We start from the raw sequence: 21,938 nt of genomic DNA on the forward strand, positions 1-21,938 counted from the left end.
TCACCACCGGGCTGCGACCGGGGCGGAGGTGGGCAGGGCCGCCCTCATCTCCGACACCAGCTGCGGGGTCAGGACGGTCTCGGCGCGCTGGACCAGCATCGCCATCTCGTAGCCGATGAGGCCGACGTCGCAGCCGGCCTCGGCGGCCACGGCCAGGACCGAGCCGTCGGAGATGTTGACGAGGAAGAAGAACGCGTCGTCCATCTCGATGATGGCCTGGCGCACCTCGCCGGACTGCAGCTGGTTGGCGGCCCCGCGGGCGAGGCTGGAGACGCCGGAGACGATGGCGGACAGCTGGTCCCCGGCCTCGCGGTGGAGCTTGTCGGACATCGCCATCAGCAGGCCGTCGGCGGAGACGACGACGGTGTGGGTGACGCCGGGGACGCTCTTGACGAAGTTGTCGAGGAGCCAGCTGAAGTCGGCGGCCTCGGAGCTAAGCGCGGTCACAGTGGGTTTCCTCTTCTCGGGGCGTTCTGCTGGTGAGTGGTGGTGGTGCGGTGGGGATCTGCCCGGAGGGTCCTCCGGGGGTTCTGGTCAGGCCTGGTCATCGGTCTCGCCCTCGCGGGCGGCCGGGACGTCGGCCGAGCGGCCGCGGGACACGCCGGCCTGGAAGCCGGACAGCATCGAGCGCACGTCCGCGGGGGCGCGTCGCTGCCGGTTGGCGGCGGCGCGGGCGGGGGCGGGCTTGGCCGCGGCCGCCGTGGCGCCCGCCTGGCGGCGGACCAGCGGCGCGGAACCGGCACCCCGGGTGGGGGTGAAGTTCTGGCCCTCGGTGAGGGCCGTGAGCGCTTCGGCCGCGAGGGCGTTGCGCTGGCGCAGGGCCTCACCGACGGTGGCCCGGGCCGCGGGCGCCGGGGTGGCGGCAGCGGCGGGGGTCTCGGGGGCGAGGGCGATCGGCCCGGTGGGGACCACCGGTTCCGGCGCGGGGGCCGGGGCCGGCGCCGGGGCCACCGGGGCGGCCGCGACGGGCTCGGCGACGGGGACGACGGGCTCGGCGACGGGTTCGGCGACGGGGGCCGCGACGGGCTCGGCGACGGGGGCGGCGGGCACCTCGGCCACGAGGGCCGGGGCGACCGGGGCGGCCGGGGCGGCCGGGGCCTCGTCCCGGGCGGCGCGGTCGGCGTCGAGGGCGTCGAGGGCGGACCCCTTCAGCTCCTGCTGCTCGCCCTGGCGCTTGCGGGAGGTCCAGAAGGCCTCGGCCGCGGTCTTGGGCGGGGTGGCGGAGTCGCGGACCTGACGGGGCTTCTTGCCGGCCTTGGGCAGGATGTCCTGCGCCGCGGCCAGGGCCGCCGGGGCCTGCGCCTTCGGCTCGCGCTTGGGCATGGCGGCCGCGGCGGCGCCGGGGGCGGCGACGGGCTTCCAGTCCTGCGCGGGCTCGGCGGCCGGAGCCGCCGGGGCGGGAGCCGCCGGGGCCGCGGGAGCGTCGGCCTTGGCCTGCGCCTGCGCGCTGCGCTTGCGGGTCGGCAGCTGCCGGCCCTCGACCTTGGCCTTGGGGGCGGTGACGCCCACCTCGGAGCTGGCCGCGGCCTCGGCGGCCGACTTCGACAGCGTCTCGGACAGGGCGTCGCCCAGGCCGCTGGCGGCCAGCGGGTTGCTCACGACGGTGCTCGCACCGTTCGCGGGGGCCGCCGGGGTGCGGGTCGGCAGGGCGCCGGGCAGGGCCGGCGGGACCGCGTCGGGCCGGGCCGACGGCGCGGCCTCGGGCAGGGCCGACGGCGCGACGTCCTCAGCCCCCGGGAGGGCCAGGCCGGAGTCGAGCGCGGCGAGCTCGGGCTCGCCGCCCTTGACGCTGCCGGGCGTGAACAGCGCGACCGGCAGGACCAGCGTCACCGTGGTGCCCCGCCCCTCGGCGGTGGTGAACTCGACCTCGACGTCCAGGCGCCCGGCGAGGCGGCCCACGACGTAGAACCCGAGGCGCTGGGCGCCGACGAACTCGGAGGCGCGGCCACCGGAGATGCGCTGGTGGGCGGTCTCGACCTCCTCCTCGGTCATGCCGAGGCCGCGGTCCACGATGGTGATCTCGACACCGCGGTCGGTCTCGGCGGTGCCGACGACGACGCGGGTGCCGGGGTCGGAGAAGTTCGTCGCGTTCTCGAGCAGCTCGGCGATCATGTGCGAGGCCGACAGGGCCAGGTGGCCCACGACGGGCGGGTCCACCTGCAGGGCCAGGTCGACGCGGTCGTAGTGCTCGATCTCCCCGGCCGCGGTGCGGATGACGTCCGACAGCGGCAGCGGGCGGCGCAGGCGGCGGCCGGTGTTGATGCCGGCCAGGACGAGCAGGGACTCGGCGTTGCGCCGCATCCGGGTCGCGAGGTGGTCGAGGGTGAACAGGTCCTCGAGGGTGTCGGGGTTCTCCTCGGTCCGCTCCAGCTGGTCCAGGAAGGACAGCTGGCGGGCCAGCAGCGTCTGGTCGCGGCGGGCGACGTTGACGAACATCTCGGCGATGGAGGCGCGCAGGGCGGCCTGCTCACCGGCGATGCGGAAGGTGGTCTCGTTGAGGTCGTTGATGACCTTGGTGACCTCGCCGATCTCGTCGGTGCTGGTCACCTCGAGCGGGGTGTACTCCACGCCCGGGCCCTCGCCGGGGGTCTGCATGCGCTCGACCATGCGGGGCAGCTCGTCGCGGACCTCGGTCGCGGCGGTGGCCAGGTCGCGCAGGCGGGAGCCGATGCTGCGGGCGACGCGGGAACCGAACCACGCGGCGGCGGCCAGCAGCAGCGCGGTGAGGGTCAGCAGGACGACCGTGCCGGTCGTGGAGCGGGCGGCCTCGGCGCTGGCCTCCTCGGCGGCGTCGGCGGCGCGCTCGGCGATGGCCTCCTGGTAGGCGGCGATGACCTGGCCGGAGGTCTCCTCCCAGGCCTGCGACGTCAGGGAGGTGCTGCTGGCGGCGAAGAGGTTGCGGTCCTGGTTGAGGAACGCGAGCGCGGAGTTGGTGGCGCCGTCGTTCAGCGCCGCGTCGAGCTCGGCGACGTCGTCGCTGTTGAGGCGGTAGCGGGCCTGCTGCTCGAAGTAGGTGCCGCGCTCGATGGCGGTGTCGCGCAGGACCTCGGCGGCCGGCGAGGGCTGGCCCTCGGTGATCAGCAGACCGGCGGCCTGCTCGACGGCCAGCGAGTCGACGCGCTTGAGCAGGTACCCGAAGGCGCCGATCTCCTGCGCCATCTCGCGGTCGTCGGCCTCCTCGGCGACGGCGACCGTGAGGTCGGTCGCGGCGGAGCTGATCTCGCTGTAGACGCTGAGCGCGGCGGTGGGCGTGGTGGTGCCCCCGTCGACGGCGCGCCGCGCCTGCGGCAGCGTCTGGCCCAGGGTGAGGGTGAGGGCCTGGCTGACGTTGCCGGCGCTGCCGCTGGTGACGTCGACGCCGCTGGCGACGAGCGCGTCGCGGACCGCGACGATCGCGGCGTCGGTCGCGGCGCGGTCCTGCGCCAGCTTCGCCTTCCCGGCCTCGCTCGGCGCGGCCAGGTACCGGACGCTGTCCTTGCGCTCGGCCTGCAGGGCCGTGAAGAACCCGTTGACGGTGTCGGTCGACGACGCGTAGGCGGCCAGGTGGCGGCGTTCCAGGGTGGCGGCCGTGTTCTGGGCGGCCGTGGCGACGACAGCGACCAGGAGCAGCACGAGGGGGACGACCAGGAGGACCGCGAGCTTGGCTCGGATGCTCAGGTTCCGCAGCATGTCAACCTTCCGTACGCGTGGTGGGCGGGCGAAACTGCCCACCAGTGGTCGAGCAGACTCAGGGTTGATCGGTCCCCGGGACCACGGGGTGTACCCCGCGGTCCCGAGAACCCTCGTTCGGCCCATCGGCAGATCGGCGCGCCGCTTGACCCACGGGGCCCGACGTGCCATCCCTGCGGGGTGGACGACGTGGCGATCGTGGTGGTGGCCGGGGGCGGCGGGGAGCGGTTCCGGGCCGCGGGCGGCGGCGACAAGCTCGACGCGCCCCTGGGGTCGACGACCGTGCGGGGTGCGCTGCTGGCGGGGCTGCGCGGGTGGCGCGTCGTGGTCGTCGGGCCCGGCGGGGTGCGGGAGGACCCGCCCGGCGGGGGGCCGCTGGCGGGGTTCGCGGCGGGGCTGGCGGCGGTGGAGGAGGACCTCGTCGTCCTGCTCGGCGGGGACCAGCCGTTCGCGGCGGACGCGGTGCCCCGGCTCCTGGGGGCCCTGCGCGCGGACCCGGCGCTGGACGCCGTGGTGGGCGTCGACCCCGGCGGGCGGCGGCAGCCGCTGCTGTCGGCGCACCGGCGCCGGTCGGCGCTGCGGGTGCTGGACGGGCTGCCGGCGGTGGCGGGGCAGCCGTTGCGGGAGCTGTTCCGGGGCCGGGTCGGGCCGGTGCCGGTCACGGCGCGGGAGGCGCTGGACGTGGACGTGCCCGCGGACCTGCTGCGGGCACGGGCGCTCGCGGGTGGGGCTGCGGTGGGGGAGGCGGGGCCGGGCGGCGGGTCGTAGTGTCGCCAGGGTGCGCGCGGTGATCGTCGACCCTCCCGGTTCCCTCGTCCTGTCGGAGGTGCCCGACCCCGTGGCCGGGCCCGGCGAGGTGGTGGTGCGGGTCGCCGCGGCGGGGGTGAACCGCGCCGACGTCGTGCAGCGGCTGGGCAAGTACCCCTCGCCGCCGGGGGCGCCGCCGTACCCGGGGCTGGAGGTGTCGGGGTGGGTCTCGGCGCTGGGGCCGGGCGTCTCGGGCTGGCAGGTCGGGGACGCGGTGTGCGCGCTGCTGTCCGGCGGCGGGTACGCCGAGGCCGTCGCGGTGCCGGTCGGGCAGGTCCTGCCCGTCCCGCAGGGTGTGCCGGTGGAGGACGCGGCGGCGCTGCCGGAGGTGACGAGCACGGTGTGGAGCAACGTCTTCACGCTCGCGGGGCTGCGCCCGGGCGAGCTGCTGCTCGTCCACGGCGGGTCCAGCGGCATCGGGACGATGGCGATCCAGCTGGCCCGGCAGGTGGGGGCGCGCGTGGCGGTGACGGCGGGGTCGCCGGAGAAGCTGCAGGCGTGCGCGGCGCTGGGCGCGCAGCTGCTCGTCGACTACCGCGGCGAGGACTTCGTGGAGCGGGTGCGCGCGTTCGAACCCGCGGGGGCCGACGTCGTCCTCGACGTGGTCGGGGCCCCGTACCTGTCGCGCAACCTCGACGTGCTCGCCGTGGACGGGCGGCTCGTCGTGATCGCCACCCAGGGCGGGGCGAAGGCCGAGCTGGACCTGGGCGCGATGATGCGCAAGCGCGTCTCGGTGCACGCCACGACGTTGCGGGCGCGCCCGGCGGAGGAGAAGGCGGCGATCGTCGCCAGCGTCCGCGACCACGTGTGGCCGCTGATCGTCGACGGCGGGGTGCGCCCGGTCGTGCACGAGCGGTTCGCGCTGGCCGACGCGGCCCGCGCCCACGAGGTGATGGAGGCCTCGTCGCACGTGGGCAAGCTGCTGCTGCTCACGGGCGCCGAACCCCCCACCCCCTGACCCGCGCCCGACCTTCCCGCTCGAGGCACGGTTCGGGCCCCGCAGACGCCCCTGGCGGGGCCCGGAGCACGGTTCGGGCCCCTCGAGACGGGGATCTCGGGGCCCGAACCGTGCTTCGAGCGGGGTGCGGCGTCGGGGATCAGGCGCCGGCGGTGACCGCGATGCGGGTCGGCTGCGCCGTGGCGTGGGCCCCGGCGACGCGGACGGTCAGGACGCCCGCCTCGTAGCCGGCGCTGACGGCGTCGGCGGTGACGGTGCTGGGCAGCGAGAAGCTGCGGCGGAAAGCGCCGTAGCGGACCTCGCTGCGCCCGCGCGCGTCCTCCGGGCGGGGGTCCTGGCGCTCCCCGCGGACGACCAGGCGGCCCTGCTCGACCTCGACCGTGACGTCGTCGGCGACGACGCCCGGCAGGTCGAGGGTGACGACGGCGTCGTCCCCGTCGCGGCTGACCTCGGCGGCCGGCGTGAAACCGGTGCCGGTGCCGAAGCCGGCGCGGACCAGGGCGTCGAACTGCTGCTCGAAGCGGGTGTCGAAGGAACTGCGACGCCACACGGACAACTGCTGGGACACGGGTCCTCCTCGGGACTCCTCGGTGGCACCCGGTGCGGGCGCCTTCGAGGGTCACAACGGCGTCCCGGCGGCGCCGATGCCCGCGTTCGCCCGGGGCGGACCGCGTTCGCCCCGGGCGGACGTCAGCTCGTCGCGGTGGTCGTCCCCGCCTTCTGCAGCGCGTCCTGGTACTCGGTGCGCATCGCGTCGCCGACGGAGTTCTTCCAGGTGGACACGAGCGTCTTGAGCTCGGAGAACGGCCGGCGTTCCTGGATGACGTCGTTGACGCCGTCGTTGAACGCCTTGTCGGCCGTGGCGTTCTTGCTCGAGGCGGTGTTGGAGTACAGGCCGGTGACGGGGTTCTGGATGCCGGTGGGGACCTCCCTGGACTGGTACTCGTGCTGCACGTCGGCGTCCTGCGGCCGGCCGGGGACGTAGACGTTGTAGGGGCTGTCGGCCAGGTAGCGGATCGGGATGACGGTGTTCGCGGCGCCGGTCTTGGTCAGGACGGGGTTGCCCCCGGCGTCCACGGTGTGGTCGACACCCTCCTGGCCGAAGAGCCGGTACTTGTACTCCTCGGTGCCGAACGGGGCGGCGAGCCAGTTCAGGACGCGCAGCGCCAGCTTGATCCGCTCCGGGTCGTCCTGCTTCTTCAGCAGGGTCGTGGAGAAGAACCCGCTGCCCAGGTTCCACGCGGCCAGCTCCCCGCCCTCCCGGGTGTAGACGGGCATGAGGCCCAGCTTGAAGTCCGGGTTGGAGGCGTTGTCGAGCTGGTACTGCACCCAGCCCGGGTACCCGTCCGCGGCGTTGATGGCGACGGTGCCGGCGTTGAACAGCTGCTTGAAGGGGGTGGCGGTGTTGAAGGAGTCGGGGTGCATGACGCCCGACTTCCACATGGCGATGAGGTCCGTGACGGTCTGGGCGTACGCGTCCGTCTCGTACACGTGCGTGAGCTTCCCGCCGTCCTCGGCCCAGATGTTCGGTTCCCCGTTCATCCGCCCGAGCAGCTGGCGCGGCTGGTTGACCAGCGAGAACGCCCAGCGCCGCTGCTTGGGGTCGGTCAGCGCCCTGGTGGCGTCGACGAACTCGTCGTAGCTCTTGGGCTCGGGCGAGACCCCGGCCTTCTCGAACAGGTCCTGGCGGATGAAGTGGTAGTTCCCGATCGCCCCGCGCGGGATCGGGATGCCGTAGATCCCGGAGTTGTAGACCGTGGAGAGCCAGTGCCGGGTCGGGATGTTCGCGAGGTTGGGGTACTCCTTGACGGCGTCCCCGGACAGGTGCTCGGACAGGTTCGCGAACCGCTTCTCCAGCAGCTGCGGCATGTTCGGCACCGGCGGCGGGGAGCCGTTGGGGACCTGCAGCAGGTCGGGCAGCTCGTTGCCGGCGATGACGGTGGGGAACTTCTGCGGGTAGTCGGCGTTGCCGACCATCTGCAGCTGGAAGTCGACGCCCAGCCGGTCGTTCAGGCCCGCCCAGTACGTGTTGCTGTCCGGCCCCGGGGGTACGGCGTAGTAGATGTTCGCCATCCCGGTCAGGGTCTCCCCGTGGCCGGGGATGTCCTCCACCGACTTGGGGTTGTCGGACGGGAAGGTCCGCCACGCGGGGTCGACGCCCTGCTCGGTGCCCGGGAGGTCGGGGGTCAGCCCGGTGTAGGGGACGTACGTGGGCAGGGTGGCGGTGTTCTCCCCCGAGTCGCCGGAACCGCTCCCGCTGGAACCGCTGGAGCACCCCGCGAGCCCACCGGTCGCGACCAGGGCTGCGGTCCCCCCGGCACCGGCGATCAGCGAACGTCGGGTGAAGGCACTGCTGGACATGGATCCTCCTCGATCCGTGGGAACAGGTGGTCGGGGTGCTCAGCCCTTGACGGCGCCGATCATGACGCCCTTCGCGAAGTGCCGCTGCAGGAACGGGTACACGAGCAGGATGGGGACGATCGCGATGACGAGGATCGCCATCTGCAGGGGCAGCTGGGGCGGCAGCGCCTCCGCCCCGCCGACCTGGTCACCGCCGATCGTGGTCTGGTTGACGACGTAGGTCCGCAGCACGAGGGCCATGGGCCACTTGTCGCTGGACTGGATGTAGAGCAGGGCGTTGAAGAAGGCGTTCCAGTAGGCGACGGCGTAGAACAGGCCGATGACGGCCAGCACGGCCTTCGACAACGGCAGCACGATGCGCAGCAGGATCGTCCCGGCCCCGACGCCGTCGATGGCGGCGGACTCGAACAGCTCCTTGGGCAGTTCCTGGAAGAACGCGCGCATGACGATGACGTTGAAGGCGTTGACCAGGACGGGCAGCACCAGGGACCACCAGGAGTCGAGGAGGTGGAACTCCTTGACGACGAGGTAGCTGGGGATGAGGCCCGGGGAGAACAGCACGGCGCCCAGCACGAGCATCAGGACGGGTTTGGCGCCCCAGGCCCGGGGCCGGGACAGCCAGTACGCCAGACCGGCCGTGGCGGCCAGGGACAGCAGGGTCCCGACGACGGTGATGCCGACGGAGACGACGACCGCGCGGGTGACGACCCCGCCGGACAGGACGGCCGTGTAGGAGTCGAGGTTCACGCCGCCGCCGGGCCACATGACCATGCCGCCGCCGGCGTCGTTGATCGTCTCCTGGTCGGCCAGCGACGTCGCGATGACGGACCAGAACGGGATGACGACGACGGCCACGGCGAAGCCCAGGACGATGAACTTCAGGGCCTGGGTGACGGGCCCGGGCTTCTCCATCCACGGGGGCCGGCGGCCGTCCTTGGTGAACGTGCGGACGGTGTCGTCGCCGATGGTCGCGTTCTCGAGCGTGGTCACTTCTCGTACACCCCTCTCTCACCGAAGGCGTGGGCCAGTTTGTTCGCGCCGACGACCAGCAGGACCCCGACGAGCCCCTTGACGAGGCCGGCGGCGGCGGAGGTGCCCCAGTTCCCGCCGAGGATGCCGTTGTTGTAGACCCAGGTGTCGAGCACCTCGCTGGCCTGCAACCCGACGGGACCCTGCTGCAGGAGGATCTGCTCGAACCCCACGGACAGGCTGCTGCCCAGGCGCAGGATGAGCAGCAGGACGATGAGGCCCTTGAGCGCCGGCAGGGTGATGTGCCACAGGCGCTGGCGCGCGTTCGCGCCGTCGACGGCGGCCGCCTCGTACTGCTCCTGGTCGATGCGGGAGATCGCGGCGAGGAACAGGATGGTCCCCCAGCCGGCGTCCTTCCAGATGGCCTGGCTGGTGATGAGCGCCTTGAACAGCTCCGGGGCGCCGATGACGTGCAGGACCGGCAGGTCGTGCTGGACGAGGAACGTGTTGAGCATCCCGGCGTTGCCGAGCATCTGCTGGAACAGCGCGACGACGATGACCCAGGACAGGAAGTGCGGCAGGTAGAGGATCGACTGCAGGGTCCGCTTGAGCCGCTCCCCCGCCAGGCTGTTGAGCACCAGGGCCAGCGCCAGCGGCACGGGGAAGATCAGCACGGTCTGGATGATCGTCAGGATCACGGTGTTCCACAGCGCGTTGCGGAACTCGGGGTTCCCGTCCCAGAGGAAGGAGAAGTTCTGCCAGCCCACCCAGTCGGACTCGGTGAGCCCGAGGTAGGGCTGGTAGTCCTGCCAGGCGATGACGTTGCCCAGCAGCGGGACGTAGTGGAAGACGACGAGGGCCAGGGCGCCGGGGAGGCCGAGCACGACCAGGAGGGCCTGGTCGCGGGTCAGCCGGGGGCGGCGGCGGGTGCGCGCGGCCGCGGTGGTCGCGGTCGTCACGGCCGGTCCGGGCGGTGCCGCCACGGCCGCCCCCCGGGTCGTCTCACGGGTCGGGTTCGATCTCACCTTCGAGCTCCTGCCATGTCACCTGCGAGGTCACCTGCACGGTCGGCCGCCGGTCCGGGCGGGCCCCGTCGACGAGCGCCCACCACGAGGGGTAAACGCTTACCGTCGTGGCGCGGGTCGACGCCGGTACGGACCGCCCACCGGCGGAAGGGTCGGCAGCGCCGCGTCACGCCGCGCTGCGGTGGTTCAGCTGACCGTCCTCACGCCACGGTCACGGCGCCCAGCACCTCCCTGGCCCACTCGAACGAGAGGCGGTGCGACAGCGCCACGGACCCCACGCTCGGGTGGTCGACCTCGATCATGAAGTCGCCGTCGTAGTCGTCCGGCAGCGCCGCCAGGACCGCGCCGAGGTCGAGGACGCCGCGACCGGGTTCGGCCCACAGCCGCCCGCTGCCGGAGAGCTCCCGGTACCCGCCCGTGGCGTCCTGCGCCGGCAGGTGGTCGGGGTACACGTCCTTGAGGTGGATGCCGCCGACGCGGTCGGCGTAGCGGCGGACGAGCGCGACGGGGTCGGCCCCGGCCCAGCGCAGGTGGCCCGTGTCGGGCCCGAAACCCAGCAGGTCCGGGCCGAGGGTGTCCAGCAGCGTCGTCACCTCCTCCTCGGTCTCGAACACCCCGCCGACGTGGGAGTGGTGCAGCGGCCGGATCCCCTCCGACAGCAGCACCTCGCACACCCGCCCGGCGTTCTCCACGGCCCGGTCGAACCGTCCCCGGTCGAACCCGGCCCCCACGGCGGGGCGCGCCATCCGGGCGGGGACCGCCATCGAGGAGAGCATGGTGCGGTCCAGCCCCAGCTCGGCCTGCGTGGCGGCGAACCGCCGCGCCTGGTCCAGCACCTGCGCCATGTCGACCGTCTCGTCCAGCGCGCTGGAGAACAGGCTGATCGACGGGCTCAACCCGAAACCGTCGATCCACCGGGCGTACTCGGCCGCGGGCATGCCCTCGGGCACGTCGGCCTTGACGGCGGTGAAGCCGATCTCCCGGAAGTCGGTGAAGGCCTGCTCGAAGACCTCCCGCGTCTTGCCGGCCTGCGACCAGTACGGGATGGGGTTCGCGGCGATCCTGCGGGTCACGGTCCCTCCTCACGCCACCGGGACGGGGGCCAGCGGCACCGGCCGTCCCGTCCGCTGCGACTCGTACAGGCCGGTGATGACGGCGACCGCCCGGCGGTTCTCCTCCAGCCCCACCCGCACGGTCCCCTCCCCGCGCAGCGCGGCGAGGAAGTCGCGGTACTGGTCCAGGTGCGCGTCCGGCATCGCACCGGCCACCGAGACGACGGGGGCCGGCAGGGAACCGTCGGGCCCGGCGAACCGCTGCACCTGGTTCGCGGCCCCGCGCCCGCCCATGAACGCCTCGGGCGCCTCCTGGCCGGGGGGCGTGCCGTGGAAGTAGACGAGGCGGTCGTCCTCGACGACCGCCGACCCCCGGTCGCCGTGGACCTGCAGGCGGGTGCTCAGCCCCGGGTAGACGGACGTCGAGGCGTGGACGGTCGCCAGCGCCCCGGAGGCGAAGCGGACGACGCCGACGGCGACGTCCTCGACCTCGATGCGCTCGTGGGCCAGGGTCCCGGTGAACCCGGACACCTCGACCGGTTCGCCCAGGGCGGCCACCAGGAGGTCGACGGTGTGCACGCCCTGGTTCATGAGGGCGCCCCCGCCGTCCAGGGCCCACGTCCCCCGCCACTGCCCGGAGTCGTAGTAGGTCTGCCCCCGCCACCAGTCGACGTTCGCGACGGCGGAGGTGATGCGGCCGAACTCCCCCGCGCGCACGGCGTCCAGCACGATCCGCGCGGAGGGGTCGAAGCGGTGCTGGGAGACGACGCCGACGAGGGTGCCGGCGCGGTCGCGGGCCGCGATGAGCTCGTCGATGCGCTCGACGGTCGTCTCGGCGGGTTTCTCGACGAGGACGTGCTTGCCGGCCGCCAGCGCCTCCCGGGCCACCTCGCCGTGCAGCCCGGTGGGGGTGCAGACGACGACGACGTCGACCGGCGTGGACCGCAGGGCCTCCTCCAGGGACGTGAACGGCCGGCCGCCGCGCTCGGCAGCCAGCTCCCGGGCGCGGTCGGCCACCACGTCCACGACGGCGACGAGCTCGGCCTCCTCGGCGAGCTGGTGCAGGACGAGACCGTGCTGGCGGGCGATCACGCCGCCCCCGACGACGGCGAACCGGGTCCTCATGCGGGCTCCACAGGGTCACGAACCCCTCGTCGTCGAGGCGTTCTCGGTGCCGTCACCGTGCCGTGGCCCGTCCGACCCGGTCAAGATCGATCGATCCGCCCCGATCGAACGGTCACCGGTGGTCCCGGCTGCCCCGGGACCGGTCGTGGGGCAGAGTCGCCCCATGGACTACGTCAAGCTCGGCCACACCGGCCTCGAGGTGTCCCGGCTCGTGCTCGGCTGCATGAGCTACGGGGACCCCGCGCGCGGCGGCCACGCCTGGACGCTGCCGGAGGAGGAGAGCACCCCCTTCCTGCACCGCGCCCTCGACGCGGGCGTCAACTTCTTCGACACCGCCAACGTGTACTCCGACGGCTCCAGCGAGGAGATCGTCGGCAAGGTGCTGCTGGGGGCCGTGCCGCGCGACCAGGTCGTCATCGCCACCAAGGTGTTCAACCGGATGCGCCCCGGGCCCAACGGCGCGGGCCTGTCGCGGCACGCGATCCTCACCGAGATCGACAACTCCCTGCGCCGCCTGGGCACCGACTACGTCGACCTCTACCAGATCCACCGCTTCGACCCCTCGGTCCCGCTGGAGGAGACGCTGCAGGCCCTGCACGACGTCGTCCAGGCCGGCAAGGTCCGCTACCTGGGCGCCAGCTCCATGTGGGCGTGGCAGTTCGCCAAGGCGCTGCACCTGCAGGACCTCAACGGCTGGACCCGGTTCGTCACCATGCAGAACCACTACAACCTCCTCTACCGCGAGGAGGAGCGCGAGATGCTGCCGCTGTGCGCCGACGAGGGCATCGGCGTCATCCCGTGGAGCCCGCTGGCCCGCGGGAAGCTGACGCGCGACTGGTCGGAGGCGACGAACCGCTCCGACAAGGACGAGTTCGGCAAGACGCTCTACCAGGACTCCGACGCCGACGTCGTGGCCGCCGTGGCCCGCGTCGCCGAGCGGCGCGGGGTGCCCCGCGCCCAGGTCGCGCTCGCGTGGGTCGCCCAGCACCCGGTGGTGACGGCCCCCATCGTGGGCGCGACGAAGCCGCACCACCTCGACGACGCGCTGGCGGCGCTGGACCTGGAGCTGACCGACGAGGAGGTCGCCGAGCTGGAGGAGCCCTACGCCCCGCACGAGGTCGCGGGGTTCTGACCCGCTCCGGCACAGGAGTGCTCGATCACGACAGTGCTTGATCACGACAGTGCTCGATCACCGCGGGACGGGACCTACCGCTCCGCGGTGATCAAGCACTTCGGTGGTCGAGGACTTCGGTGGTCGAGCGCTCCGGGGACCTCAGAGGTCGCGCTGGGTGGTCTGACGGGTCGTGGTCCCCGAGCGCGGGTCGGCGGTGGTAGTGCTCGTGGTCCGGCGCGTGCGGGGCCGGAACAGGGCGAACTCGAGGATGATCCCGAGCACGCCGACCAGCATGAGGATGACGCCCACGGTGTGGACGTCGACCCCGGACACCGAGAAGGTGACCGCGAAGGTCAGGATCGCCCCGACCGCGATCAGGAAGATGCTCGTGCCTAGACGCATCCCCTGAGCGTGCCGTGCCCGGCGCGGTTCCGCGCGCGGAACCGCGCCGGACGGGTGAGCGCCCCGCCCTCAGGCCGTCTCGAGGACGGCGCGCGCCAGCGAGGAGTGCGTCACGAGGGTGGAGACGATCCCGCTGCGCAGGACGGCGGCGGTGGCCTCGGCGCGCAGGTCCCCGCAGGCCATGGCGACGACGTCGGGCGTGGCGCGCAGCTGGGCCCCGGTGACGCCGACGATCCGGTCGGACAGGGCGTCGATCTCCCGGCCGTCCCGGCCCAGGAGGACGCCGGTGATCTCGGCGACGACGCCGGCGGCCGACAGGGTGTGCCGGTCGGCGTCCCCGAGGGAGTCCAGGGCGGTCGACTCCCCCGGGCTCCAGGCCCCGACCGAGACGACGGCCCGGGTGAGCCGGTCCAGCTCGGCCAGGGCCTCGCTGATGCCCGACTGCGCGCGCAGGCCGTCGGCGGTGACGGCGTCGGGGACGGCGAGGGGGGCGTAGAAGGTGGTGGCGGAGGACCCGGTGGCCTCGGCGGCGCGGCGGACGAGCTCGACGGCGCTCTCCTCGACGTCGGGGCGGGGCAGCGCCCCGGAGAGCTGGACGAACCGGCAGCCCAGGCCGGCCGACAGCAGCGCGGCGAGCTGGGAGATGGTGCGTCCCCAGGCCAGGCCGACGACGTCGTCGGCGGTGGCGCTCTCCTCCAGCAGCCCGGCGGTGAACCCGGCGACGGCGCGGCGCTGCCCGGGCACGGTGTCGTCCTCGGGGCGCACGACGTAGGCGGCGCGCACGCCGAAGCGCTCGCGCAGCGCGTCGGCGAGGTCGCCGTCCAGGGAGCTGGGGACGACGACCTGGATCTGCACCAGGCCGGCCTCCTGGGCGTCGGCGAGCAGGCGGGCGACCTTGAAGCGGCTGACGCCCAGCTGGCGGGCGATCTCGACCTTGGTCAGCCCCTCGACGTAGAAGCGCCGGGCCGCTGCGGCCGCCAGCGCCAGGGCGCTGGTGGACAGGCGTCGGGACGCGGTACCGCGCGCGGGCGTCTTCGCCATGGCACTTCCTCGGGGACGGGGTGGAACGGGGCGGGGCGAGTTGACAGTGACCTGTGGAGGAGTCACGATCGTCACAGCTGAGACTAACCCGCTCAAATGAGCGGCGGCAACGGTCGAAGACCGGCGGCACCGCCCGGACGGCGCCCCGGACACCTGAACCTCGTCGACGACGACACTGGAGGGGACACGATGGCTGGACGTCAGAGCCCGAGCCTGCCCGGCACCACTTCGCGCATCAGCCGGAGGGCCGCGCTCGGCGGGGCCGCCGGGGTAGGTGGCGCGGCGCTCCTGTCGGCCTGCTCGGGCGCCGGCGGCGGTGGCGCGGGCGGCGGCGGCGGTGGCGGCGGGGACGACAAGACCCTCAACGTCATCATGGTCAACAACCCGCAGATGGTGGACCTGCAGAAGCTCACCGCGGACAACTTCACCAAGGAGACCGGCATCACGGTGAAGTACACCGTGCTGCCCGAGAACGACGTCCGCGACAAGATCAGCCAGGAGTTCTCCAGCCAGGCCGGTCAGTACGACGTCGCCTCGATCTCCAACTACGAGGTCCCGTTCTACTCCACGAACGGCTGGCTCGCCCCGCTCGACGACTACATCTCCGCGGACTCGGAGTTCAACCAGGACGACATCCTCAAGCCGCTGGCCACCGCCCTGACCGGTGAGGACGGCAAGGTCTACGCCGAGCCGTTCTACGGCGAGAGCTCCTTCCTCATGTACCGCAAGGACGTCTTCGAGGCCAAGGGCCTGACGATGCCGGACAAGCCGACCTGGCAGGAGGTGGCCGACTTCGCCGCCCAGCTCGACGGCGCGCAGCCGGGCATGAAGGGCATCGCCCTGCGCGGCCAGCCCGGCTGGGGCCAGGTCTTCGCCCCGCTGACGACCGTCGTGAACACCTTCGGCGGCACCTGGTTCGACGAGGACTGGACCGCGCAGGTCAACGCCCCGGAGTTCGTCGAGGCCGTGAAGTTCTACGTCGACCTCGTCCGCGCCCACGGCGAGTCCGGCGCCCCGCAGGCCGGGTTCACCGAGTGCCTCAACGGCATGACCCAGTCGCAGGTCGCCATGTGGTACGACGCCACGTCGGCCGCCGGGTCCCTCGACGCGGCCGGCTCCCCCGTCGCCGGGAAGATGGGCTACGTCGCCGCCCCGGTCAACAAGACCGACTCCTCCGGCTGGCTGTACACCTGGGCGTGGGGCGTGCAGAACAAGTCCACCCGCAAGGACAACGCCTGGAAGTTCATCTCCTGGGCCTCCAGCCAGAAGTACGAGGAGCTGGTCGGGTCCCAGATCGGCTGGGCCTCCGTGCCCGCCGGCAAGCGCACCTCGACGTACGAGAACGCCGACTACCAGCAGTCCGCGGCGCCGTTCTACCAGGCGACCCAGGACGCCATCAACGCGGCGAACCCGGAGAACCCCGGCGTGCAGCCCCGGCCGGCCCCCGGCATCCAGTTCATCGCGATCCCCGAGTTCGCCGACCTGGGGACGCAGGTGTCCCAGTTCGTCTCCTCGGCCATCGCCGGTCAGACCAGCGTCGAGGACGCCTGCGACCAGGGCCAGGAGCTGGCGACCAAGCTCGTCAGCGACAAGTACAAGAAGTGACTCCCGCCGCGGGCCCCCGGTCCTCCGGGGGCCTGCGGACTCCCCCGTCGTCGGCTCCCGCCAGCGTGAAGGACGTCCTTCCATGAGTGCAAGCACCGCCCACAACCACACGACAGTGGGCCCGGACCGGCCTCAGGCCCGGGCCGGTTCGGCGCGCCGGGCCGCCGACTGGGCCCGCCGCGCGCCCCTGCTGCCCGCGCTGATCTTCACGATCGTCGTGACGCAGGTGCCGTTCCTGGCGACCATCGTCATCTCGTTCATGAACTGGAACTCGTACTACCCGCAGGACCGCGGCTTCGGCGGCGTCAGCAACTACGTCTCCGTCTTCACCAACGCGCAGCTGCGCTCGGCCGTCGTGAACACCGTCGTCCTCACCGTCACCGTCGTCCTGGTCAGCCTCGTCCTGGGCATGCTCATCGCCCTGCTGCTGGACCGGAAGTTCGCCGGCCGCGGGGCCGTGCGCACGATGATGATCGCCCCCTTCCTCGTCGTCCCCATCGCCGCGGCCCTGCTGTGGAAGCACGCCCTGTTCAACCCGAACTACGGCCTGCTCAACGGCGTCCTCAACGCGGTCTGGAAGCTCTTCGGCTCCGACAGCGCCCCGCAGCCGGACTGGCTGTCGGCCGCGCCGAAGATCGCCATCGAGGTGTCCCTCATCTGGCAGTGGACGCCGTTCATGATGCTGATCCTGCTGGCCGGCCTGCAGTCCAAGCCCGCCGACGCCGAGGAGGCCGCCCGCATGGACGGCGCCACCGGCTTCCAGATCTTCCGCTACCTCACGTTCCCGCACCTGCGCCAGTACCTCGAACTGGGCGGCCTGCTCGGCGCCATCTACATCGTGCAGAACTTCGACGCCGTCTTCACCATCACCGCCGGCGGGCTGGGCACCGCGAACCTGCCCTACACCATCTACCAGACGGTGTTCTCGGCCCACGACTACGGGCTGGCCTCGGCGATGGGCGTCGTCGTCGTCATCGCCACCATCATCGTCGCGACCTTCGCCCTGCGCGTCGTGTCGAGCATGTTCAAGCAGGAGGCCGGCCGATGAGCACTGCCAGCGTCACCGCGACGCTCCCGGGCACCAACGTCCCGACGTCGAAGAAGGAGCAGCGCGCCCGCGAGCTGAACCGCAGCAGGCCGCTGTGGGGCGTCCTGGCCTGGATCGTGGGGATCCTGTTCGTCCTGCCCGTGCTGTGGATGGTCCTGACGTCCCTGCACTCCGAGCCCGACGCGGCGACCAACCCGCCCTCGATCGCCGCCGCCCTCACCCTCGACGGGTACCGGTCCTTCCTGTCCGCGGGCCCCGTGGCGCCGCTGCTGAACTCCGCGATGGCCTCGCTGATCTCGACGCTCCTCGTGCTCTGCCTGGCGATCCCGGCCGCGTTCGCGCTGTCGATCCGCCCGGTCGAGAAGTGGACCGACGTCATGTTCTTCTTCCTGTCTACGAAGTTCATGCCGCTGGTCGCCGGGCTGCTGCCGCTGTACCTGTTCGCCACGAACACCGGCACGCTGGACAACGTCTGGCTGCTCATCGTCCTCTACACGTCGATGAACCTGCCGATCGCCGTCTGGATGATGCAGTCGTTCCTGGCCGAGGTGCCCGGGGAGATGCTCGAGGCCGCCTCCATCGACGGCGCCGGGCTCATCCGGATGCTGTGGTCCATCGTCCGCCCCGTCGCCATGCCCGGGGTCGCGGCCACCGCGCTGATCTGCTTCATCTTCAGCTGGAACGAGCTGCTGCTGGCCCGCACCCTGACCGGCACCATCGCCGGGACCGCGCCGGTGTTCCTCACGGGCTTCGTCACCAGCCAGGGCCTGTTCCTGGCCCAGCTGTGCGCGGCCGCCACGGTCATCTCGCTGCCCGTGCTCGTCGCCGGCTTCGCCGCCCAGGACAAGCTCGTGCAGGGTCTGTCGATGGGTGCCGTCAAGTGATCGTCCCGACGTTCGGAGAACTCCTGTGAGCCTGCCGCTGACCCCCGACAACCTCGCCGCGATCGGCCGGGAGGTCCCCGTCCCGGGCTACGACCGCACGCAGGTCACGCCGGGGATCGTCCACCTCGGCGTGGGCGGCTTCCACCGCGCGCACCAGGCCATGTACCTCGACCGGCTCATGAACGAGGGGAAGGCGCTGGACTGGGGCATCCGCGGCCTCGGCGTCCTGCCGCACGACGCGCGGATGAAGGAGGTCATGGACGCCCAGGGCGGGCTCTACACCCTCGTCCTGAAGGCCCCCGACGGGTCCCGCGAACCGCGCGTGGTCGGGTCCATCCTCGACTTCACCCTCGCCCCCGACGACCCCGACGCCGCGGTCGAGGTGATGGCCGACCCGCGCATCCGCATCGTGTCCCTCACCGTCACCGAGGGCGGCTACAACATCGACGCCGTCACCGGCGAGTTCGTCCTCGACGAGCCGGGGGTGGCCGCCGACCTCGCGGCGGGCGCCGCGCCGCGGACCACGTTCGGCCTCGTCACCGAGGCCCTGCGCCGCCGCCGCGACCGCGGGGTCCCGCCGTTCACCGTCATGTCGTGCGACAACATCCAGGGCAACGGGCACGTGGCGCGGAAGGTGTTCACGGCCTTCGCCACCGCCAAGGACGCCGAGCTCGGCGCGTGGATCGCGCAGGAGGTGCGGTTCCCGAACTCCATGGTGGACCGCATCACTCCCGGCACCACCGACGCCGACCGCGCCGAGGTGGCCGAGCGGTTCGGCGTCGAGGACGCCTGGCCGGTCGTGTGCGAGCCCTTCGTGCAGTGGGTCCTGGAGGACGACTTCGGCCTGGGCCGGCCCCCGTACGAGGACGCCGGGGTGCAGGTGGTCGACGACGTCGAGCCGTACGAGCTCATGAAGCTGCGGCTGCTCAACGCCAGCCACCAGGCCCTGTGCTACTTCGGCTACCTCGCCGGTTACCGGCTCGTGCACGACGTCGCGCAGGACCCGCTGTTCGCGCGCTTCCTGCTCGGCTACATGGAGCGCGAGGGGACCCCCACGCTGGCCCCCGTCCCCGGCATCGACCTCGACGCCTACCGGCACGAGCTCATCAGCCGGTTCTCCAACGGCGAGGTCCGCGACACCGTCGCCCGGCTGTGCAACGAGAGCTCCGACCGCATCCCCAAGTGGCTCATCCCGGTGATCAAGCAGCAGCTCGCCACCGGCGGGGAGTTCTTCCGTTCCGCGGCCGTCGTGGCGAGCTGGGCCCGCTACGCCGAGGGCGTCGACGAGCAGGGCGAGCCGATCGAGGTCTCCGACCGGATCGCCGACCGGATCGTCGCCACCGCCCGGCGCAACCGGGAGGACCCGACGGCCTTCATCGCCGACCGGTCCCTGTTCGGCGACCTCGTCGACGACGAGGCGTTCGTCGCCGAGTACACCTCGACGCTGGCGTCCCTGCACGCCAAGGGCGCCCGCGCGACGCTGGAGGACCTCGTCGGGCGCTGAGGCGACCGGCCGCTCGTGGTCGGGCACGGCACCCCCGCGCCGTGCCCGACCGCGGGGGTGCCGTGCCCGATCGCGAGGAGGTCGGCGCCACCCGGGCCCCTACGATGGACCCATGGCTTCCAAGGTGGTCCCCGCACGGGGCATGCGCGACGTCCTGCCGGTCGAGAAGGCCCGCCGGGAGCACGCGCTGCACGTGATCCGGGAGGTCTACCGCTCCTTCGGGTTCGACGAGGTCGAGACCCCGGCCCTGGAGGAGCTGTCCCGCCTGGAGTCCGGGCAGGGCGGGGAGAACGAGAAGATGCTGTTCAAGGTCATGCGCCGGGGCCTGCCCGCCGACGAGCCGCTGCTGCCCGCCGACGCCGCCGACCTGGGCCTGCGCTTCGACCTCACGGTGCCCCTCACCCGGTACGTCGCCTCGAACGCCGCGGCGCTGCGGATGCCCTTCAAGGCCCTGCAGATCGGTCCCGTGTGGCGGGCCGAGCGGCCGCAGAAGGGCCGCTACCGCCAGTTCGTGCAGTGCGACATCGACATCGTCGGCGAGCCCGGCTCCCTCGCCGAGGTCGAGCTCGTCACGGCGACCCACACGGCGCTGACCCGGCTGGGCCTGACCGGCACGACCCTGCGCCTCAACGACCGCGGTGTGCTGACGGGTCTGCTGGAGGGCTGCGGTTTCGCCGCCGACGACCACGGCAGCGTCCTCGTCACCGTCGACAAGAACGACAAGATCGGCCTGGACGGGGTGCTCGCGGAGCTGCGCGCGAAGGGTTTCGCCGAGGACGCGGTGGCGGCGCTGGAGAAGTCGCTGACCGGTCTGCTCCCCCTGCGGGACGTGGCCCGGCTCGGCGACGGCGCGCTGCCCGAGGCCGTGCCCGCGGAGTCGGTCGAGCGGCTCCAGGGGATCGCCGCGGCGCTGGCGGTCTCCGCCCCGGACCTGGACGTGCAGTTCGACGTCACGCTCGTGCGCGGCATGGGGTACTACACGGGCCCCATCTTCGAGATGTCGCTGCCCACCGGCGGCTCGTCGATCGCCGGCGGCGGCCGCTACGACAACATGGTCGGCCGCTTCTCCGGCCGCGACCTGCCCGCCGCGGGGTTCTCCATCGGGTTCGAGCGGATCATCGACGAGCTCGCGCTGCCCGCGGACCCGGCCGGGGCGATCGCCCTCGTCCACCCCGCGGGCGCGGACGCCGGCGCGCTGCTGCGCCGGCAGGCGGAGCTGCGGGCGACGGGCGCGCGGGTCGCGCTCGTGAAGCAGGCCAAGCGCCTGCAGCCGCTGTTCGACGCGCTCGTCGCCGAGGGGTACTCGCAGGTCGTGCGGGCCCGCGTCGGCGAGGACGGCGCGCTGGAGTTCTCCGACCCCGCCCCCCTCACCGCCTCCTGAACCCCCGGTGATCGAGCACTTCCGTGCTCGATCACCGCGGGGTGGTCAGGCGGGGGTGAGCCGCGCGGCGGCGTGACCCTGCCGGGTCGCCGCCAGCGTGAGCTCCTGCCGGTCCTCGAGGGCCCCGTCCTGCGTGGCGCGGACCTCGCGCGCGTCGAGGAACCCGCGGAGCCGCCCGGGGTCGTTCGTGATGATCCCGTCGACCCGGTGGCGGAGCAGGTCGGCCCACAACCGGGGCTCGTCGACGGTGTAGGGGTACGTCGCCACCCCCGCCGCGTGGTACTCGGCGACGACGTGCGGGCTGGCGACGAGCGCGGCGGCGTACGGGTTCACCGCGACGACACCGAGCTCGGCCACGGCGCGGGCGGCCTGCTCGCGCGCCACCCCGGTCGGGGTGGACAGCGCCGTGAACGGGTCGCCCGCCAGGTCCCGGAACGACTGCTCCAGCTCGTCGGGCTCGACCGGGCCCGGGTGGAGCACCAGCAGCGCCCGGCGGACGTCGGGGGCGACGTCGCGCAGGGCCGCCACGGTGCCGCGGTCGAAGCTCTGGACGACGCTGCGTGCGGCCACCCCGGCCGTCCGCAGGGACGCGACCGCTCCGGCCGCGTCGGCCGGCGTCCACGCGCCCTTGAACTCCACCAGCAGCCCGGCGGAGCCGGACCGGGCCACGACGTCGACGACCTCGCGCAGCGTCGGGACGCGCTGCCCGGCGAACGCCGGGGCGAACCACGCCCCGGCGTCGACGGAGCGCAGGGCCGCGCCGGTGAGGTCCCCGACCGCACCGGCGGTGTCCGAGGTGCGGTCGAGGGTGTCGTCGTGGAGCACGACGGGCACCCCGTCGGCGTCGAGCCGCACGTCGAGCTCGAGGAGGTCGGCGCCGGCGCGCAGGGCCGCCTCGAACGCGGCGAGGGTGTTCTCCGGGGCCGCGGCGGAGTAGCCGCGGTGGGCGATGACGAGCGGTCGGGTCACGGTTCCGGGCTCCCAGTCGTCCGG

19 protein-coding genes are annotated in these 21,938 nt (G+C 73.1%); 8 read left to right on the forward strand and 11 right to left on the reverse strand.

What is annotated here, in order from left to right; translation table 11 throughout:
• Together BJ968_RS09625 and BJ968_RS09630 are read right to left on the reverse strand one after the other, a co-directional pair.
• Positions 1–447: a roadblock/LC7 domain-containing protein gene (locus BJ968_RS09625; RefSeq protein WP_179751291.1), complete on the reverse strand. Its 447-nt coding sequence runs from the start codon at positions 445–447 to the stop codon at positions 1–3.
• Positions 448–534: 87 nt separating this feature from the next.
• A complete protein-coding gene (locus BJ968_RS09630) occupies positions 535–3,669 on the reverse strand; it encodes a sensor histidine kinase (protein WP_179751293.1) in 3,135 nt (1,044 codons plus the stop codon).
• Between the two features lie 180 nt (positions 3,670–3,849).
• Between BJ968_RS09630 and mobA the strand changes: the two genes are divergently transcribed.
• Positions 3,850–4,437, forward strand: coding sequence for an NTP transferase domain-containing protein (mobA, locus tag BJ968_RS09635; protein WP_179751295.1), 588 nt, complete (start codon positions 3,850–3,852; stop codon positions 4,435–4,437).
• 10 nt (positions 4,438–4,447) lie between these two features.
• The gene (locus BJ968_RS09640) at positions 4,448–5,434 is read left to right on the forward strand and encodes a zinc-binding dehydrogenase (RefSeq protein WP_179751297.1); all 987 of its coding nucleotides are present in this window, start codon (positions 4,448–4,450) and stop codon (positions 5,432–5,434) included.
• A 139-nt stretch (positions 5,435–5,573) separates the two neighbouring features.
• Here the strand turns inward: BJ968_RS09640 and BJ968_RS09645 are convergent, their stop codons facing one another.
• The 6 genes from BJ968_RS09645 to BJ968_RS09670 form a co-directional block, all read right to left on the reverse strand.
• Positions 5,574–6,002 (reverse strand): Hsp20/alpha crystallin family protein, encoded by a 429-nt coding sequence (locus BJ968_RS09645; protein WP_343077926.1) that lies wholly within the window; start codon positions 6,000–6,002, stop codon positions 5,574–5,576.
• Positions 6,003–6,124: 122 nt separating this feature from the next.
• Entirely contained in the window at positions 6,125–7,795 is a 1,671-nt protein-coding gene (locus tag BJ968_RS09650; RefSeq protein WP_179751299.1) for an extracellular solute-binding protein, read from the reverse strand.
• A gap of 39 nt (positions 7,796–7,834) precedes the next feature.
• A complete protein-coding gene (locus BJ968_RS26520; RefSeq protein WP_179756470.1) occupies positions 7,835–8,707 on the reverse strand; it encodes an ABC transporter permease subunit in 873 nt (290 codons plus the stop codon).
• Positions 8,708–8,781: 74 nt separating this feature from the next.
• Positions 8,782–9,723 carry an ABC transporter permease subunit gene (locus BJ968_RS24420; RefSeq protein WP_218884961.1) on the reverse strand — a complete coding sequence of 314 codons (942 nt, stop codon included), beginning with the start codon at positions 9,721–9,723 and terminating at the stop codon, positions 8,782–8,784.
• A 266-nt stretch (positions 9,724–9,989) separates the two neighbouring features.
• Positions 9,990–10,862 (reverse strand): TIM barrel protein, encoded by an 873-nt coding sequence (locus tag BJ968_RS09665; protein WP_179751301.1) that lies wholly within the window; start codon positions 10,860–10,862, stop codon positions 9,990–9,992.
• Between the two features lie 9 nt (positions 10,863–10,871).
• Complete coding sequence (locus tag BJ968_RS09670) at positions 10,872–11,966, reverse strand: Gfo/Idh/MocA family protein (RefSeq protein WP_179751303.1); 1,095 nt, start codon at positions 11,964–11,966, stop codon at positions 10,872–10,874.
• A gap of 163 nt (positions 11,967–12,129) precedes the next feature.
• On the opposite strand from BJ968_RS09670, the gene BJ968_RS09675 reads away from it, so the two are divergent.
• Positions 12,130–13,098, forward strand: coding sequence for an aldo/keto reductase (locus BJ968_RS09675; protein WP_179751305.1), 969 nt, complete (start codon positions 12,130–12,132; stop codon positions 13,096–13,098).
• Between the two features lie 141 nt (positions 13,099–13,239).
• On the opposite strand, the gene BJ968_RS09680 is transcribed toward BJ968_RS09675, so the two are convergent.
• Positions 13,240–13,482 carry a DUF6458 family protein gene (locus BJ968_RS09680; protein WP_179751307.1) on the reverse strand — a complete coding sequence of 81 codons (243 nt, stop codon included), beginning with the start codon at positions 13,480–13,482 and terminating at the stop codon, positions 13,240–13,242.
• A 69-nt stretch (positions 13,483–13,551) separates the two neighbouring features.
• Positions 13,552–14,523, reverse strand: coding sequence for a sugar-binding transcriptional regulator (locus BJ968_RS09685; RefSeq protein ID WP_179751309.1), 972 nt, complete (start codon positions 14,521–14,523; stop codon positions 13,552–13,554).
• 189 nt (positions 14,524–14,712) lie between these two features.
• On the opposite strand from BJ968_RS09685, the gene BJ968_RS09690 reads away from it, so the two are divergent.
• The 5 genes from BJ968_RS09690 to hisS all read left to right on the forward strand — a co-directional run bounded on the left by BJ968_RS09690 (position 14,713) and on the right by hisS (position 20,945).
• A complete protein-coding gene (locus BJ968_RS09690) occupies positions 14,713–16,128 on the forward strand; it encodes an ABC transporter substrate-binding protein (RefSeq protein ID WP_218884962.1) in 1,416 nt (471 codons plus the stop codon).
• 82 nt (positions 16,129–16,210) lie between these two features.
• A complete protein-coding gene (locus BJ968_RS09695; protein WP_218884963.1) occupies positions 16,211–17,176 on the forward strand; it encodes a carbohydrate ABC transporter permease in 966 nt (321 codons plus the stop codon).
• Positions 17,173–18,060, forward strand: coding sequence for a carbohydrate ABC transporter permease (locus BJ968_RS09700; protein ID WP_179751311.1), 888 nt, complete (start codon positions 17,173–17,175; stop codon positions 18,058–18,060). The genes BJ968_RS09695 and BJ968_RS09700 overlap by 4 nt, the downstream gene beginning before the upstream one ends.
• Before the next feature lie 25 nt (positions 18,061–18,085).
• Positions 18,086–19,564, forward strand: coding sequence for a mannitol dehydrogenase family protein (locus tag BJ968_RS09705; protein ID WP_343077930.1), 1,479 nt, complete (start codon positions 18,086–18,088; stop codon positions 19,562–19,564).
• 112 nt (positions 19,565–19,676) lie between these two features.
• Positions 19,677–20,945 (forward strand): histidine--tRNA ligase, encoded by a 1,269-nt coding sequence (gene hisS / locus BJ968_RS09710; protein ID WP_179751313.1) that lies wholly within the window; start codon positions 19,677–19,679, stop codon positions 20,943–20,945.
• Positions 20,946–20,990: 45 nt separating this feature from the next.
• Here the strand turns inward: hisS and BJ968_RS09715 are convergent, their stop codons facing one another.
• A complete protein-coding gene (locus tag BJ968_RS09715; protein ID WP_179751315.1) occupies positions 20,991–21,914 on the reverse strand; it encodes a glycerophosphodiester phosphodiesterase family protein in 924 nt (307 codons plus the stop codon).
• Positions 21,915–21,938: the final 24 nt, after the last annotated feature.

Origin of the sequence: Kineococcus aurantiacus, from assembly GCF_013409345.1 — a bacterium.
Taxonomy (GTDB): Bacteria; Actinomycetota; Actinomycetes; order Actinomycetales; family Kineococcaceae; genus Kineococcus; species Kineococcus aurantiacus.